General features: G+C 69.8%; 19 protein-coding genes. 4 read left to right on the top strand and 15 right to left on the bottom strand.

The features are described from left to right. Positions 1-42: 42 nt before the first annotated feature. The 15 genes from ACZ7L5_RS02320 to ACZ7L5_RS02250 all read right to left on the bottom strand — a co-directional run bounded on the left by ACZ7L5_RS02320 (position 43) and on the right by ACZ7L5_RS02250 (position 14,350). Complete coding sequence (locus ACZ7L5_RS02320) at positions 43-1,806, bottom strand: major capsid protein (protein WP_471513663.1); 1,764 nt, start codon at positions 1,804-1,806, stop codon at positions 43-45. Positions 1,807-1,998: 192 nt separating this feature from the next. Further along, the gene (locus ACZ7L5_RS02315) at positions 1,999-4,899 is read right to left on the bottom strand and encodes a hypothetical protein (protein WP_471513662.1); all 2,901 of its coding nucleotides are present in this window, start codon (positions 4,897-4,899) and stop codon (positions 1,999-2,001) included. Further along, a complete protein-coding gene (locus ACZ7L5_RS02310) occupies positions 4,874-6,682 on the bottom strand; it encodes a hypothetical protein (RefSeq protein ID WP_471513661.1) in 1,809 nt (602 codons plus the stop codon). Before ACZ7L5_RS02310 ends, ACZ7L5_RS02315 begins: the two co-directional genes overlap by 26 nt. 81 nt (positions 6,683-6,763) lie before the next feature. Continuing rightward, on the bottom strand, positions 6,764-7,180 hold the full coding sequence (locus ACZ7L5_RS02305; RefSeq protein WP_471513660.1) for a DUF1360 domain-containing protein: 417 nt from the start codon (positions 7,178-7,180) through the stop codon (positions 6,764-6,766). Between the two features lie 5 nt (positions 7,181-7,185). Continuing rightward, positions 7,186-8,598 carry a terminase large subunit domain-containing protein gene (locus tag ACZ7L5_RS02300; RefSeq protein ID WP_471513658.1) on the bottom strand — a complete coding sequence of 471 codons (1,413 nt, stop codon included), beginning with the start codon at positions 8,596-8,598 and terminating at the stop codon, positions 7,186-7,188. 42 nt (positions 8,599-8,640) lie between these two features. Further along, entirely contained in the window at positions 8,641-9,246 is a 606-nt protein-coding gene (locus tag ACZ7L5_RS02295; protein WP_471513656.1) for a glycosyltransferase family 2 protein, read from the bottom strand. Then, positions 9,219-9,662: a class I SAM-dependent methyltransferase gene (locus tag ACZ7L5_RS02290; RefSeq protein WP_471513654.1), complete on the bottom strand. Its 444-nt coding sequence runs from the start codon at positions 9,660-9,662 to the stop codon at positions 9,219-9,221. The genes ACZ7L5_RS02295 and ACZ7L5_RS02290 overlap by 28 nt, the downstream gene beginning before the upstream one ends. Then, complete coding sequence (locus ACZ7L5_RS02285; RefSeq protein ID WP_471513652.1) at positions 9,659-10,327, bottom strand: glycosyltransferase domain-containing protein; 669 nt, start codon at positions 10,325-10,327, stop codon at positions 9,659-9,661. Before ACZ7L5_RS02285 ends, ACZ7L5_RS02290 begins: the two co-directional genes overlap by 4 nt. Beyond that, a complete protein-coding gene (locus ACZ7L5_RS02280) occupies positions 10,324-11,139 on the bottom strand; it encodes an NAD-dependent epimerase/dehydratase family protein (RefSeq protein ID WP_471513650.1) in 816 nt (271 codons plus the stop codon). The genes ACZ7L5_RS02285 and ACZ7L5_RS02280 overlap by 4 nt, the downstream gene beginning before the upstream one ends. An 8-nt stretch (positions 11,140-11,147) precedes the next feature. After that, a complete protein-coding gene (locus ACZ7L5_RS02275) occupies positions 11,148-11,825 on the bottom strand; it encodes a glycosyltransferase family 2 protein (RefSeq protein WP_471513648.1) in 678 nt (225 codons plus the stop codon). After that, positions 11,822-12,844, bottom strand: a complete 1,023-nt coding sequence (locus tag ACZ7L5_RS02270; protein WP_471513646.1) for an NAD-dependent epimerase/dehydratase family protein — start codon at positions 12,842-12,844, stop codon at positions 11,822-11,824. Before ACZ7L5_RS02270 ends, ACZ7L5_RS02275 begins: the two co-directional genes overlap by 4 nt. Positions 12,845-12,876: 32 nt before the next feature. Next, positions 12,877-13,434 (bottom strand): hypothetical protein, encoded by a 558-nt coding sequence (locus ACZ7L5_RS02265; protein ID WP_471513644.1) that lies wholly within the window; start codon positions 13,432-13,434, stop codon positions 12,877-12,879. 94 nt (positions 13,435-13,528) lie between these two features. Further along, positions 13,529-13,720 carry a hypothetical protein gene (locus tag ACZ7L5_RS02260; RefSeq protein ID WP_471513642.1) on the bottom strand — a complete coding sequence of 64 codons (192 nt, stop codon included), beginning with the start codon at positions 13,718-13,720 and terminating at the stop codon, positions 13,529-13,531. A 41-nt stretch (positions 13,721-13,761) separates the two neighbouring features. Next, the gene (locus ACZ7L5_RS02255) at positions 13,762-13,977 is read right to left on the bottom strand and encodes a hypothetical protein (RefSeq protein ID WP_471513640.1); all 216 of its coding nucleotides are present in this window, start codon (positions 13,975-13,977) and stop codon (positions 13,762-13,764) included. Positions 13,978-13,993: 16 nt separating this feature from the next. Continuing rightward, positions 13,994-14,350, bottom strand: a complete 357-nt coding sequence (locus tag ACZ7L5_RS02250; RefSeq protein ID WP_471513638.1) for a DUF6011 domain-containing protein — start codon at positions 14,348-14,350, stop codon at positions 13,994-13,996. Positions 14,351-14,456: 106 nt separating this feature from the next. On the opposite strand from ACZ7L5_RS02250, the gene ACZ7L5_RS02245 reads away from it, so the two are divergent. From ACZ7L5_RS02245 to ACZ7L5_RS02230, 4 genes are read left to right on the top strand one after another with little or no spacing between them, the layout of a single operon-like run. Further along, positions 14,457-14,636: a hypothetical protein gene (locus ACZ7L5_RS02245; protein ID WP_471513636.1), complete on the top strand. Its 180-nt coding sequence runs from the start codon at positions 14,457-14,459 to the stop codon at positions 14,634-14,636. After that, the gene (locus ACZ7L5_RS02240; protein ID WP_471513634.1) at positions 14,633-14,863 is read left to right on the top strand and encodes a hypothetical protein; all 231 of its coding nucleotides are present in this window, start codon (positions 14,633-14,635) and stop codon (positions 14,861-14,863) included. Before ACZ7L5_RS02245 ends, ACZ7L5_RS02240 begins: the two co-directional genes overlap by 4 nt. Beyond that, positions 14,860-15,120, top strand: a complete 261-nt coding sequence (locus ACZ7L5_RS02235; RefSeq protein WP_471513632.1) for a hypothetical protein — start codon at positions 14,860-14,862, stop codon at positions 15,118-15,120. Before ACZ7L5_RS02240 ends, ACZ7L5_RS02235 begins: the two co-directional genes overlap by 4 nt. Beyond that, complete coding sequence (locus ACZ7L5_RS02230; RefSeq protein ID WP_471513630.1) at positions 15,117-15,398, top strand: hypothetical protein; 282 nt, start codon at positions 15,117-15,119, stop codon at positions 15,396-15,398. The genes ACZ7L5_RS02235 and ACZ7L5_RS02230 overlap by 4 nt, the downstream gene beginning before the upstream one ends. The last annotated feature ends 51 nt before the right edge of the window (positions 15,399-15,449 follow it).

Raw genomic sequence — 15,449 nt, 5'->3', positions numbered from 1 at the left:
GCTCACCACCCTTCAGCGTCGGTTCGGTTCACGGCGGCCGGGTCAGACCCGGACCGTGCCGGACAGCAGCGCGCTGGTGCTGCCGTTGACGTTGAAGCCGACCGTGTAGCGGCGGGACGCGTGGCCGACGCGGGCGACGAGGTGGGTTTCCTCGGACCATGCGGCGGTGTGGTCGTTCGTCGAGTTGAGGACGCTGTCGCGGACCACGCCCAGGTCGAGGCTCATGCCGTTGCCGTGCATGAACGTGCCCGCCGCGTACAGCAGGAAGTCGACGGTGGTCGGCCAGGCGGTCATCGCGGTCGCGTTGCCGAACTGCGAGGCGCCACGCACCTGCCAGTCGTCGACCCACTGTGGACGGACGTTCCGCTCGATGAAGAACCGGTCGATCTCCCCGTTGCTGACGGCCTGCAGTTCGACGCCGGCCTTCCAGGCGAGGTCGGCGCGGATGACCTCCCGGACCCACGCCGGGAACACGATCTCCAGCACGTCCTCCAGCGCCATGCCGTACCGCTCGCGGTAGTCGGTGGCAGCGAGGCCGGCGGCGTTGAAGATGCGGGGCGCGGCCGCGTCGGTGGCGGCACCACCCGAGATGGTGATCGCCGAGGAGGAGCGGGCCAGCATCAGGGCGATCAGGCGGGCGTTGACGGCGTGGTCGTGCGCGGCCATCAGCAGACGGATCATGTTCGCCGTCGCCTCGGGGTACGCGGCGTCGGCGAGGTTGCCCGCGGTGAGGCAGATGCCGTACGCCTCCAGCCGCTCCTCGTCGAAGTCCGGGCAGGGCACCCGCACGCACGGCTTCGTCGGGGATCCGGTGGCGGCGGCGATGTCGTCGGCCTCGGTCCACAGCCACGGGTTCGACGTGTTGTCGAAGGTCTCGGCGAACGGGGCGAACGCGCCGCCGTCGATCGCGTCGGCCAGGGACGGGCTCACGGGGAACTGGACGCCGCCGCGGGTGACGCCGAACGTCGGCAGGTCGATCAGGCCGCTGCTGCCCGCGATGTTGAAGAAGTCGTAGCGGATCTCGCTGGGTGCGCACCATCCGCCGGCCGCGACGAGCGCCTCGGCGGTCTGGCCGTCCCGCCTGGTGAGGAAGCGGAACAGTTCCTCAACCTCGGACGGCTTGGTGCGGTCGTCGATGGAGTGCGCGAACTCGTTCCTGATCGACGCGACGGTCTGGTAGTTGGGGTTGCCGCTGGTGACCGCCATGGACTTGGCCTTGCGGCCGACCACGTCGATGACGGCGTCGAAGCTGGTGAGGTCGCCGCCGTGGGCGACGCCGGGGATGTCGACGGAGGCGGTGATCGCGAGCCGCTGCGTGGGGACGTTCGGCTTCGGCGCGTGCTGTGCGGTCTCGGCGAGAGAGGCGGTTGCGCGGCGCGCGATCTCCTCGGGCCGGACGGTGCCGCCGCGGCGGTCCATCATGAACGCGCTCAGGGCGGCGGTGACGCCCTGGGCGGTGGCCTGCGCGATCGCTTCGGCGTCGACGGGTGCGGCCTGCTCGGTGGTGGCCTGAGCGGCGGGGGCGCCGTTGACGCGGGCCTGGAGGGTGGCGAGTTGGTCGGCGACGCGGGCCTGCTGGAGGCTGGCCTCCTGCTCGGCGCGGACCTCGCGGACGCGGAGTTCGCCGCGGATGCGGTCGAGGTCGTCGGTGAGGCGCATCGCGTAGGCGAGCGTGTCGGGGTCGACGGATTCGAGTTCGCTGACGCGGTTGAACTCGGCGACTGCGCGGGTCTCCAGCTCTGCGAGGTCGGCGTCGCTGGAGAGTTTGAGGTCGGACGGGGCGGTGAAGAGCTCTTCGGCAGGCACGTGGTCCTCCGTGATCGAAGGGTTGGTTGCGGGCTCATTCACGCCCTTTGATCACGGAGGTTAGCGCATAGCACACTATTGCGTAAAGGTCAATTAGGTTGACCGGTCCAGTGAAAGTAAAGGTCAGACGCTCGGCGGGGGCGGCGGAGGGGGCTGCGGCCTACGCTTCTTATTGCAGCTGCACACGTTTACTCACCTCCCTCCGGGGTGTACGCGACGCGACAGCATCCGCATCACGATCCGCACCGCATCCGCTTCCACATCAGCCTGCGACCGGCCCCACGCCACCGTCGGACGCCCAGCCGCCACCAGCGCCTTGACCGTCTTCTCCCCCTCGCCCGGCGCAGCCGACGCGACCCGAGCCCGCATCTTCGGCACCGGGAAACCAGGCACGTTCACCGCCAGCAGGCCCACCAGCCGCAGCTGACCGCCGATGCGCCGCCAGTCCCCACTGACTTGCCCGGCCGCCTGCAGTTCGTACACCCGTAGCGGATCCGCCCCCGGCCGGATGGCCCCCGCGACCCAGATGCCGTTCGCGTCGTTGCCGACCGCCACGTCCGCCACCGCGGAACCCGTGTTGTCGTAGTGTTCCGCGGCCGGGGTCGCCCCGTAGCGCAGCGGCGCGTGCCCCGTGCCCACCGTGATCTGACCGACCGCCACCCGCGAGCCGTCCGCGCACACCACCTCGCCCGTGCGGTAGTACGGGTGCTCCTCCTCGTGCGGCGGCTGCACACACACCTCGTCCTGCCCGATGTGACACGACCCCCACTGCGCCGCATGCCCGTAGATCCGGCCGTCGTCCGTCACCGTGATCGGCGTCGGCAGCGACAGCTTCGGATCCGTGAACCACTCCGCCGGCGGCCGCGACGCCTCCGCGCCGGCAGTGACCGCGCGCAGCGGCCGGGGCGTGGGCGTCGGTTCCTCCGCGGCGCTCATCTCCGCCAGCTCGGCCTCGGTCACCGGCTGCCCGCCGGCCACGACCGCGCCCTTCTCGTCGAGGAGCGCGATGTAGGCCTCGGCGAACGCGGGGATGTCGACGAGGGTGGCGGCCCGGATGCGGCCGCCGTGGAACACGACCTTCTCCGGCTGCGCGAACAGCATCTCGAACAGGTCGTCCTCATCGCCGCCGGTTCCGGCGTTCACGTCGTCGGGGAAGACGTACTCGACGTCGGCGTCACCAATGGAGTCGGCGTCGATGCTGACGCCGCGCAGGAACTTGCCTTCGATCTTCGCGTGGACGCGGCGGCCGTCGTCGTCGGACAGGTCCAGGACGCCGCGGGCCATGATGCGGTTGCCGTCGCGCCACACCTCGTCGATCCGGCCGACGTTGACGGCGATGGTGCGGGCCTCGCCGCCGTGGGAGTCTTCCTTGTTCCACCTGAGCGGGAAAGGAAGTTCAGCCCAGGTGAGGGCGCCGGGTGCGAACTCTCTGCCGTCGCCGGTGACGATGCCCTCGACGGCGAGCGGCCCTTCCCACGGGGCGGTCGCGCCGGTGTAGTCCATGCTGTCGTCGCCCGGCTTGGCGTCGTCGTCCATCTCGGCGCAGGCGGCGTCCGCCTCTTCCTGGGTGGCGTAGCAGCCCTGCAGCTCGCCCTCTTCGTCGACGACGGCCCACGGCGTGTCAGCACCGCAGTCCGGGTGGTCCTGCACAGTGCTGTACGCCACGGTGCCTCCCTGCTCGATGTCGGTCGGCGGCATTGTGGCCGCAGCCAACGCCATGATCGTTCCGGCTGTTGCTGCCTGCTCCTCGTCGACCTCGTCCTCGGGCCACACGGCGACGAGGAACCCGCGGCAGCGTGAACCACCGAGGCAGCCGGTGTATCCGCCCGTCGGGTAGGCGGTGCGGGCCTCCGAGAGGGCGGTGTACTGGGTGCCGTCGATGTCGCGGCACGGCTTGCACGAGGACTTGTCGAGGGCTTCGCTCGCCACGTAGGTGCCGGGCGGGGCGACGGCGAGGACGGCCATGCGGCCCTCGTTCTGCGCGGCGGTCATGGCCGCACCGATCTGCTCCTCGACCGCCGCCTGCGACAGGGCCGCGAGGTGCTCGTCGACGGCGGCAGCGACGTGCGACGCGGAGCCGGAGCCCCATACCCGCATGGCCTGACGGACCGCTGACTGTACGAGCCCAACTCCGAGGATCCGGGCGGCCGTACGGCCGATCTGCCGCAGCCGGTCCCGGATCGCCGCGGCGGTGAGCGCCTCGTCATCGAGCGACCACTCCGGCACAGTGACGCCCTGAGCTTCGGCTTCGGTCTGCTGGGCTTCGCCTGCCTCGCGCGCATAGGAGATCATGCGGGCGATGAGGAGACGGGCGCCGTCGTCGCTGTCGACGGTGAACTCGTCGAGGCGGTCGAGGTCGTCGGCTTCGGCAGCGGCCTGCACGGCGGCGGTGATCTGCTTGCGCTGCGCGGCCTGGATGTCGGCCCATGAGGCGACGGTGGCGTCGACGGCTTCGTGCCACGCCTTGTCCATCTGCGCGAAGTCGGCGCGGCTTCGGGTCTCCAGTTCGGTGGGCTGGCGGCGCAGCGGACCAGCGGCCGCCGTGACGGTGCTACTCAGGGGGATGTCCGTGTGATTCCCAGCGAACGCCACCCGGACTCGATCGAAGGTGACCGGACCGAGCCGCTCCTCCAGCTCGATGATGAGGTCGAGGTCAGCCGAATACGCAGCGCAGACGTGGGCCACCCAGGGCGTGTGCGGCTCCGGCAGTTCGACATCCATCGGCGCTGCGAGGAGCGCCTCTTCGGCCATGCCCTGAGCCGCCTCCAGCGACTGACCGTGCTCGGGGTCGTCGCCGACGGACCACACCCATGACGGCTCGTCGCCGTTGCCGTTCCAGTGCGCGGCACCGAACAGCTTCGAAGTGATCGGCGGCAGGCCCTCGGCCAGCATGCGAACCGAATCCACGATCGCGGCCCGCGCAGCCTCGTCGAAGTCCGCGCCCTTGCCGAGGTACCGGAGCGTGCAGTGCAGTTGCTCCGCAGGCTCGCCCCCGTCGATTGCCAGCCGCTCCGCGTCCTCGACGGTCGGCATCAGGGCGATCATCGCGCCGGAGGTGTGGGAGCCGTCAGCTGCGGCTGTAAGCGTGGCCATTCGAGCTCCGAGTCATCGTCGAGAAGAACCCGCTGATGTTCAGCAGCGGCGAGTGCCTGCCGATCGTGAACCGGCCGAACGGATCGAGGCGTGCCTCATACACGCCGGACGTGCCCGGTCTCGGCAGCGAGTGCAGCTTCAGCGCGGCATGCGTGAACGGGCAGCTGTAGGCGTGCTGCGCGCACAGCGGCGGGTGCAGCAGTTCCGCGGGCCGTCCGGTCGCGAACCGGACGGCGTGCAGGGCCTGCGCCTGCTGCACCATCCGCTCCTGTCGGGCGGCTGCCGCGGCTTGCCTGAGCTGGTCGGCGGTGTCGCGGGCGCCGTCTGGATCCGGTGGTGTGCGGTCTTCGTCCGGCGGCGGGTCTGCGTCGGTGTCGGAGGGGGTGTCGCCCGGTGTGGGTTCGAGGGAAACGGGCTTGATTTCCACCCGCTGTCCGGTGAGGAGCGACAGGGCCGACGGGCCGCCGGAGGGCAGCGTCTTGATGATGACCTTGAGGCCCTGTTCCTTCAGCTCCTCGTCGCTGGGCTTGTCGGCTTCGTCGAAGCCGGTTTCGCGGCGGAGCGCGGCGCCGTTGATTTCGAGCCGGTCGTACAGGGCGATGGCGTCGTCGGAGCGGTCCGGGCGGAGCGTGAGTTCGCTCATGTCGTACCAGACGACCCACCGCGCCCAGTCCTCCACCCGGGAGGCTTTGAGGCGGGGCTGAAGGTAGCCGGTGGTGAGTGCGGCGGCGATGAGTTCGGCGTCGGGGGCGACGTTCACCTTGAGGCTCGTCTCGTCGACGGCCCATGCGTTCCAGTGGTTGAGGTCGCCCATGCCGAGGAGCACCTCGGGTGGGACGTTGAGTTGCGAGGCGAGCCGCTTGATGGCGCTGTCCCGCTTCTCAATGATCTTGTCGTCGATCTTCAGGGTGAAGTCGAGATGCCGGATCTTGTCGACGTACTCGGCAGGCACCTTGATCGGGATGGGCACCACCCCCGACGCGGTGCCGGGCGTACGGATCGCTTCGGCCGCGATCTCGATCCACTCCGCCATGAACGGATCCGCCGCGTCGGCGAACTCCTCCCGTACCGGGAACGTGATCTCATCCGGTACGAGCCACACGCCGGCCGACGCCAACCGGCTGAGGTACTGGGCGACGATGTGCCGGTTGACGAGCTCCAGCTCCCGCATGGTCGTACGGGCCGCGCGCGCCGGGGAGTCGGCCATGTGGTGGTACCGCTTGTTCGGCCGCCACACCCGAATCGGCGCCATCGACTCCTGTGCGAGGGGCCGCCAGTTGTAGCCGGTGCGGGGGCTGTTCTCGTCGATGACTTCGTACTTGCCGCGTGCGGCCCGGACTTCGTCGATGGAGCGTACGGACCACTTCTCGACGCCCTGCACGTTCTCGACGATGAGGTAGCCCTCGCCGGGGACGGTCAGCTGTGTGCCGAGCCCGGCCATGATCTGCGCCTGCCCTGCGACACCACCAGCGAACTGGGTCATGAGGTCGACGGCGGTGCCGGCGTCGGCGCGTACGGGCTCATCGGCTCCGGGCTCCAGCTTGGCTGCGTAGAAGCGGACGCGGCTGAGCATGTTGGATTCCCAGTCGGCGGCGTACCGGAATTCGCCGAGCGTGTCGTAGTACGTCCACGCTTCGTCTTGCCAGACGTCGGTGGTGCGGATGAGGTCGGTGCGCGGGCTGCTGACTGCGGTCGCGGCGGCGGTGACAGCGTGGGGTTCGGCCTGCGGTTCGTTGAGGGTGGGCAGGGGTCCGCGTCGGGTGAAGGCGTGCCACCAGGCCATGTGCGCTCCCGCATCCCTGCTCGGTTGGGTCTGCGGGGGACGGTAGGCCGGAGCCCGTGAAGATCATTCCGGGGTGTTGGGTTACGCCCACTCTTGTGCTGCGATCAGCGCGCCGACCGCCCACACCGCTGGCCACATCAGTAGCGGCACCGGCAGCCCGGCTGTGGCCCACACTCCGGCTGTCACCCCGGCCGCGATCCACCCCGACGCGCACCACGGGCAAGACAACAGGTCGGCGATCCACTGCGGGATGTAGCGCCAGCGGTAGACGTACCGGTTCTCGCCGTCCTCGTCGACCGACCACACCTGCCGAAGCTCGGCCGCCTTCTCCCCAGGGAGGACGGTCAGCGTGCGCTCCTCGATCGACGTCAACGGCCGCCAGCCTCCGGCCAGCCGGTCGCGTAGCCACAGCACCGGCGGGAACACGTCCTCGACCACCAGCCTCGTCAGCCGGTAGGTGGCGAGCGCCATCACGATGAGCAGCAGCCAGGTGTCCATGCCGGTCACCGTAGCCGCGTTCCGGCGATCTGCTTTCTGGCGAGATCCGAGCCCAGCGAGCCCTGACCGTGGGGCATCGTGCCGACGAGCTTCATGTGCCACGGCCCCCACACCATGCCGTCCAACCGGTCCGGCGACCAGCCGAGTTCCGGGTACCAAGTAGCTAGCTGGTCCTCCAGCTCGGGGAACGTCCCAGCGTGATGCCACCGACCCTGCGCACTCAGCGCGGCCACCGGCTGCGCCCGGATCGCCTTGCCTTGCGTAGCCCGCACCTTCCGCACCGGAATGTCGACGCCGAGCTTCTCCATCGCAGTACGGATCACCGCGATCGCCTGGTCCCCTCCGTAGTTCACCTCCACCGCCACGTCTTCGGCCTCCCAGTCGATGGCGGCCTGTACCGCCCGCTGACCCCAACCCTCCGGCGGGAGCTGGCACGACCGGTCATCGAGGACGAAGCCGTGCGGCTGTGGGCGGGGCACACCGACCGGAGCGGGCTCATCGGGGTCAGGCTCCGGGCCCGGCAGAACGCCAGGCAGGATCAGCCCGGACTTCGCGGTGACGACGATGCCCTGCTCCCCGGCTCCGCCGGACGGGTCGACGCCGACCGTGCGCCGGATCAGGTCGGGCAGGTCGTCGAGGCGCATCCGTGATGCGGCGATCGCCTTGCGCCTCCACAGCGCGTTCCTGATCTCGTCGAGGACGCGGCCGTACAGCTCTTGCTCGCCGAGGTCGGTGCCGGCGTAGGCGTCTTCGAGCATTTCGCGGATGTGCGCGGGCAGATGAGGGTTGTCGTACATGGTGGCCGCGGTGGTGACCACGTTCGCGACCTCGCCCTGCATGAGCCGCTTCAGTAGCGGCTTCGGCTTCGGGGTGGTCGAGGCGACCCAGTGCGGGCGCGGCCCGGACCGCAGGCCGAAACGGAGCTGGTCGAAGCTCTCTTGCATGTATCGCCAGGCGGCGAACTCCTCCAGCCAGGCGATGCACGTGTTGCCGCCGGCGCGGAGACGCTCAACGTCTTCGGGCGAGTTGGCTCCGTACAGCTTGGCCTGGCTGCCGTTGGCCCACCGGACGACGGTACCGCCAGCGGAGGTGATTGGGCCGCGAGCGGTGGGGTCGTGGGCTTTGATGCCGGACGGGCCGGAGACGCAGGCGGTGACGGCGTCGCCTTGGGTGGGGGCGATGATGCCGACCCAGTGCGGGACGGGGCCTGGCAGGCATGGGGGTCCTGCGACGTGGCGGGCGATGTACTCGGCGCAGGCGTCGGTCTTTCCGGCGCCGCGGCCGGCGAGGAGGAGCCAGCCGTACCAGTTGCCGGGCGGCGGGATTTGGTGTGGGAGTGGCTGCCATCGTGGGGTGAGGAGGGCGCCGAGCGCGGCGGCTGCGCGCTGCGCTACGTGGGCCCGGTCCTCGGTGGTCATGGTCGGATTGTGGGGTGTTCGACGGTCGGCGGGTTCCGGGGCTCAGTGCCGCCGGGCGTCGCCGCGGTCGGGCAGGCCTGCGGAGTTCTTCCCGTGGTGGTGCCACGTCCACGACCGGCGAGGCAGGTGCACGATCTTCGCTCCGGCGGCGACGCAGCCGAGGGTGAACGCATAGTCCTCGCCGGAGACTTGCACGTTGGGGTCGCGGGCGAACCCGACCTCCTTCGCCAGCTCGGTACGCACGAGGATCGTGATCGTCGTCGAATTGGGGCAGGCTGGGTCGAAGGGGCGGCCGAAGAACATCGGGAACGGGTCGCTCCCACCCTGCACGCGGAACCACGGGTACACGTAGTCAGCGCCGGTCTCGGCCGCGTGGGCGACCAGGTGCTCGATGTGGTCGGGGTCCATCTCGTCGTCGCTGTCGAGGAACGCGGTCCACTCCGTCTCAACGAGCGCCAGGCCGTGGGCGCGGGTGATGGCGGCGCCCATGTGGTGGACGTCCTCGGCGAGGATGTGCTCGACGGGGATGGTCTGTGCCTGGACGGAGCGGGCGGCGCGGTCGAGCATCCCGTTCGCGCGCCGCTGCTCGTGAAACGGGGTCACCACGGTGACGCCCGCCTTCACCGCGGGGTGCCCTTCCAGTGGCACTCGAAGCCGCCCTCGACCCTGAGCTCCAGCGTCTTCCACAGACGGATCCCGTAGTCGGCGTTCGCCGCGAAGTGCCCGTCGAAGTAGTGGAACGACTCCAGCACCCAGAACGACACGTGCGTCGGGTCCGCGATCGCATGCCACGACAGGGGGTCGTTGAGGATCGGCACGATGATCTCGAACACGCCACCCGGGCGCAGGACTCGGTGCGCCTCGTTCATCACGTCGATGCGCGGTTGCCCGGCGGGGATGTGCTCCATGACGTGGCTGGCGCGGATCGCGTCGATGCTGTTGTCCGGGGTCGGCCACGGGGTCTCTTGCGCCATGCGCCGCCAGTCGCCGTCTCCGTTGCGGGAGTCGAGGTTGATCCACCCTGGTTGGACGAGCGTCCCGCCGCCGATTTCGATGCTGGTCATCCGTGCCTCGCGCTCCCCTCGTAAGCCAGCCACGGCGTGGCCAGATGACTCCCGGGCAGTGCGATCGGACGCAGCCCCGTTTTCCGCAGCGCGAACGGCTGCGAGATCTGGTCCTGGAACGACCACGCATCGGTCTCCACTGACCAGCGCAGCCCAAGCTCCCGCACGGCGTCCGTGTGTCGGCGGCCGATGACGCCGGTCGCCCACAGGCCCCAGCCCTCGGGGTGACCGTGCTCCGCGTAGTTCGCCGCCTGCTCCAGCACAGGCTCGCCCTCGTACTTCGCCAGCGCCGCGGACTCCTTGGCCTCCGCGTACAAGCAGTCCCGCCACGGGTGCACGAACTGCGCGATCGGATCGGCGTCGGTCAGGGCGGCTGTCGCCTCCAGTGCGAACCGGTCGGAGACGACACGGAACGACGCGTCCACCCAGATGGAGACGGGCGCGTCCGTGTACTTCCACGGCTCGTACTTCGGTCGCTTCGCCGCACGGTTCGGATGCACGCCCGGACGGGGCTCGTGCACGATCCACCAGCCCTCGGCTTCCTCAACCGTGGGGATCGTGTCCGTGACGACCACCCACTCGACGTCGACGCCGGCCTGCGGCAGCACGGGCTTCAGTTCGTCATAGGAGTCGTAGATCGCGGTGAGGATAGCGACGTCGCTCACGACGCGTTCCTGTACCAGTCGACCACGGATCCGATGCGCGCCCACGAGTGCTCAGGCTTCCAGTCCAGCCGGTCCCAGCCCTCACCCGTGGCAACGATCCGCGTCGGCGTCTCGCCCTTCCGCATCGGCAGGTGCTCCACTCCGACGGTCGAGCCGGTGATGTCGAGGACGGCCCGGGCCAGCTCGTTCACCGTGACCGCGACACCAGTGCCGGCGTCGAAGGTGACGTCGTCCCCGTGGGTGGCGGCGTCGATGAGCATCCGGCCGACGTCGTCGGAGTGCACGAGGTCCATGGTCTGTTCGCCGTCGCCCCACACCGGCAGCGGCCTGCCCTCCCACGCCGCACGGGCGAACGTCGGCAAAATCTTCTGCGGATGGCCGGGCCCCCACTTCTGCCCCGGGCCGTACGCGTTGAACGCGCGGACGTGGGAGACGGGAACGTCGTACGCCTGATGCCAGGCGGTCGCGAGCCGGTCGGCGCACACCTTCGTCGCCGTGTACACGCTGGGGAAGACGGGCGGCATGCTGATGCCCACGAACGACGCGCTGTTCTGCTCGCACCAGCGCAGCACGCGGAGGGTGCCGATGACGTTGGCGTGCACGGCGGACTCCGGCGCGTCGAACAGCTCCGAGGTGCCGAGCATCCCCGCCAGGTGCACGACGACGTCAGCGCCGCGGAGCGCGCCCAGGTCGCCGAGGATGTCGTGGCCGTGAGCACGGTCGAACGACCACGCCTCATGACCAGCCTGCTCAGCTGCGCGGATGGCCGCCTGCCCGAGGAAGCCGGAGCCTCCGGTGACTGCGATTCTCATGTGGCTCCTCACCATGGGGTCCGCCCCCACTTCCTTGCGAAGGTCTCCCGGTCCCGGCCTGCCTGCTCCTGCAGCTCGGGGCGTTCGTACATCGATCCGTTCGGACAGCGGTGCTCGACGGGGATTCCGGGCACGAGGAGGGCGCCGCCCCGCTCGCGGGCCTGCCAGTCAAGGTCGTCATCCGAGAACCACCACGCCATCGACTCGTCGAGGCGCAGCCCCACCTCGCCGCGCAGCAGGTAGGCGTATCCGGTGATCCGCTGCCGCAGGTCGATCGGTTCGGCCTTCGTGTGCAGCACGACGTCTCGGCCGCCGTGCTCGTCGGGGTAGGCCAGCACGGCCGGGCTGCCGCGCATGGCCATCGACAGGGACATCAGCCAGCCGGCCGGGACGACGACATCGGAGTTGAGGACTGCGATGTCCCACTCGCTGGCGCCGGTTCGGTGCGCGGCCGCGTCGGCGAGCGCGAGGCCGATGTTCCAAAGCTGGCTGATGTTCGGCGGGTCGATGGGCACGGAGGCGACGGCGACCTTGCCGTGCCACGGCTCCGGGTCGATGGGCGGCGAGGACAGGTTGTCGATGACGAACACGGCGTCGACTTGGTCGGCGATCGAGTTGATGCAGTCGGCGAGCATGTCGTGCCGGTCCCGGGTCGGGATGACCGCGGCCCGGAAGACCCCGCTCACGCGTTGAGCCACTGCGGGTTGGCGGCGTACCACGCCACGATGTCCGCCAGCGTGTCGTCCAGCGGACGCGGACCGGGCCAGCCCAGCGCGGCGAGCTTGCTCCCGTCGAGGGCGTACCGGTGGTCATGGCCCGGGCGTTGCGAGTGGTAGTCGACCAGCTCGTAGTCGAGGGGCCGTCCGGCCGCGTCGGCCATGCGATGGGCGACGTCGAGGTTGGACGCCTCCTCGCCGACGATGTTGTAGCGCAGCGGTCCGTCCGGGGTGGTTGGGTAGTAGGTGGCCCGCTCGTCGCCGTCGAAGTGCTCGGTGAGCCACAGCCAGGCGGCGGCGAAGTCCCGTACGTCAACCCAGCAGCGGGAGCCGGACACCCCGTCCGGTGAGGCGTGAACGGGAAGCTTCTCCCCGCGGAAGATGGCGCGCGCGACCTTCGGGATGAACTTCTCCGCGGCCTGCGGTGCCGGCGCGAGCAGGTTCATCGTGTTGGTGACGATCAGCGGTACGCCGAGGCCGCGCCAGTACGAGTACGCGATCGCCTCCTGCGCAGCCTTCGACGCGGCGTACGGGTTGGAGGGGCGGATGCTGTCCCACTCGTGGTGCTGGTAGCCCTGGCCGGCCGGGCCGAACACCTCGTCCGTGGACATCTGCAGGAACAGCCGCGGCTTCGCCAGGCGCGCGTACTCCAGCATGTTCAGGATCAACTCGACGTTGTTCCGAACAAACGGCACCGGGTCCGTGAGGGAGCGGTCGACGTGCGATTCGGAGGCGATGTTCCACACGTAGTCGATCGGGCCGATCTGTTCGGCGAGGAGCGGAGTGATCGGCAGGGCGAGGTCGTGCGCGAGGACGTCGACCCGGCCGCGGGCGTCGGGCCGTTCGTCGAGGACGGCGTTGATGCGGGCGCCGTCGCCGTGGTGCCGGTACGAGACGGGGCAGACGATGTGCCAGTCGGTGTGGTCGAGTACGTGGGCGAGGACGGCGGAGCCGACGAACCCGGACGCCCCGGTGAGCAGGAGTCTCATGGCCCGGGACGGTAAGCACCCGGCCGGGAAGATCATTCCGGGGTCGTGGTGCCCCCGGCACCGAGGAGGTGCTGCTGCGCCGCACCGAGCGCCAGCATCCGCTGCTCCGAGTCGAGTTCGAGCGAATCCAGGGCAGCCGACAGGGCGGACGCGACGAGCTCGCCCTCCAGATCCAGACGGCGCTCCAGGGCGACCATGACGCCGGCGTCGACGGCCTGCTTCGCCGTAGCAGCCGCGAGCTTGCGTTCCAGACGGGACTGAGCGAGCCACTTCGTCAGCGAGGGCGGCGGCTTCAGCGGATCGCCGCCCGCCTCGACGTGCTCGCGCATCTCCTGCGCGAGGACACCATCGACCCACGCGGCGCGGCCGGTTGCTGTGCGGACGAGGTCGAGCAGCGCTTCGTGTGGGGTGACGTTCCGCTCGGCTGCGATCTCGTGAGCCATGGCCCATGCCTCCTCGACGTGCTGCTGTGATCCTTTGTGCCAGAAGCAGTGCCCGTAGCCGGGGTGCTTGGTGCCTTGCCCGGCGCGGTTGCAGCACATGCGTCCGTTCAAATTGCGGGCGGGGCAGCGGGCCGGGTAGTCGGGCATGGTCGGATTGTGGCCCGATCCGAGGTGGTGATCTTCCGGGCGCAGGGGGAAGCCCCCTGGTCCGTTGGATCAGGGGGCTTCGGCCATGCAGGGGTCAGGAGCCGCCGCCGGGGAACGTCGGTGCCGGGCGTTCGCCGTACAGGGTGTCGACGTAGCGGACGAACTCCTTGGCCGTGCTGTAGGTGCTGTTCCAATTGCGTTCGAGGTCGTCTCGGAGTTGCTTCGCCTCGTCGGCGGTGAACTCGATGCGGAGGGTGCCGTCGTCGGTGACGGTGATGACCTGCATGGTGTTTCTCCTGTCGTGTCGGGCGGTCAGGCGGCGGCGGGTTACGAGCGAGGGGTCCAGCGGGTGAGGCTGGCGCCCTCGTCGATGACGACGACCTGGCCGGCGACCGCCACGGGGTTGCCCTGCTCTTCGGCGTACAGGACCTCGGCTTCAACCATCGCGGAGCAGTTGGTGTTGGTCGGGATCCAAGTGCGGCCGCCGTCCTCGGAGTACTCGTGGTCGTACTGCTTGGCGCGATCCAGGTTGGGCCGGTCCATGACGGGGTCCTCTCGGTCAGGCAGCGAGGCTGAGGATGTGAGCGGCGATGCGGTGCTTGCAGGGGTGCAGTCCCTTGATCCCGGCCGGGCAGGAGCAGGCGGTGCGGTGGGCCTTGTATGTGCGCTCGCCGTCGGAGGAGGGGGCGAGGTAGATCCCGGCGCGGAGGGGGATGAGGGCGCCCTGCTCGATGAGCTCTTCGGCCTTGGCGATCTGGTGGGCCTTGTAGGTGGCGATGATCTCGGCCTTGGCGGCTTCGCGGACCTTGCGGGTGCAGGTCGGTCCGTATCCGGTGGCGCAGCTCTTGGCCGAGGTGAGACGACGCCCGCAGCGGAGGCAGTTGGTGCGCTGGTGGGTGGTGGCTGCGGCGTTCATCGGGTCCCCCTCGTTCCTGGTGTACGTACACCGTAGCGCGGGGTGTACGTACACCGCAAGGGGTTGGAGGCTACCGGTGTCCGTACACCCGCGATACCGTGGACCCATGCCGAACGCCCCCAAGACCAAGCACCGATCAGTCCGCATCGAAGACCAGGACTGGGCAGACCTCGCCGACCGCGCCCCCGGCGGGGACCGCGCGGCCGTCATCAAAGACCTGGTGCGCTGGTACCTGCGGCGGACGGACGCCGAACTCCCGGACAGGCCAGAGGAGAAGAGCGCATGACCCACCGCCCGTACCCCAGTGCCGACCGCGCCCTGCGGCAGGTCGAACGCCACGACGACGAGACGCCGCCACTGCCCGACGGGTCCGGCCAGTCAGCGCTCGTTATGCCTCGCCTGGTGATCAGCGACGAGGCGCGGGAGGCTCTGGGCGCACGGCTGGCTTCGGTGGGCGCGTCGCTGCGAGCCGCATTCGAGCGCCCGGTGAGCAGCGAGGAGAAGAACGCATGAGCGCAGAAGAAGCCGGCATGACTGCACGCGACCGACTGACCCAGCAGCTACGGAGCCCGGGGCTCGTCGGTCTGGACGAGTTCGAGGCGGACGAGCTCATCGGCAACTACGCGGCCGAGTTGGCGGGGGAAATCCGCGCGACGCGCGACGACATGGCCGGAACCGTCGAACCTGAGTTCCTCGACGGCATGAGCTATGCGGCCAACGGTATCGCCCCGCACAGCTACGAACGCCCGGGCGAGGAGCCCACCCCATGAGCAACATCGAAGTGCCGACCGTCTGGCCACTCGAACTGTGGGACGCGGCAGTCCAGGCGGCCGAACACCGGCTCGCCAAGCTCTGCCCGCTCTGCCCGACCACCCCGGGCATCGACGGACTCGAAGTCACCGTGACGGGCCTTGGAACCTTCATGCTCCCCCACCACAGGAACGCCGACGGGCTCACGATCAGCGTGCCGATCGACGGCGACGAGTCCACCGTGACGTGGACCCCGTGCGGCCACACGATCCGAGTCGCGGGGCGCCTGGACCGGTAGCCCCACCGCATGACGAAGGCCCCGCCCGGAACCCTCCCGGAGCGGGGCCTC

The sequence above is a fragment of the Streptomyces sp. NPDC107528 genome, from assembly GCF_055639295.1.
Note: the sequence above shows the minus strand (reverse complement) of the source record. Positions and strands in the feature narration are given on the sequence as shown.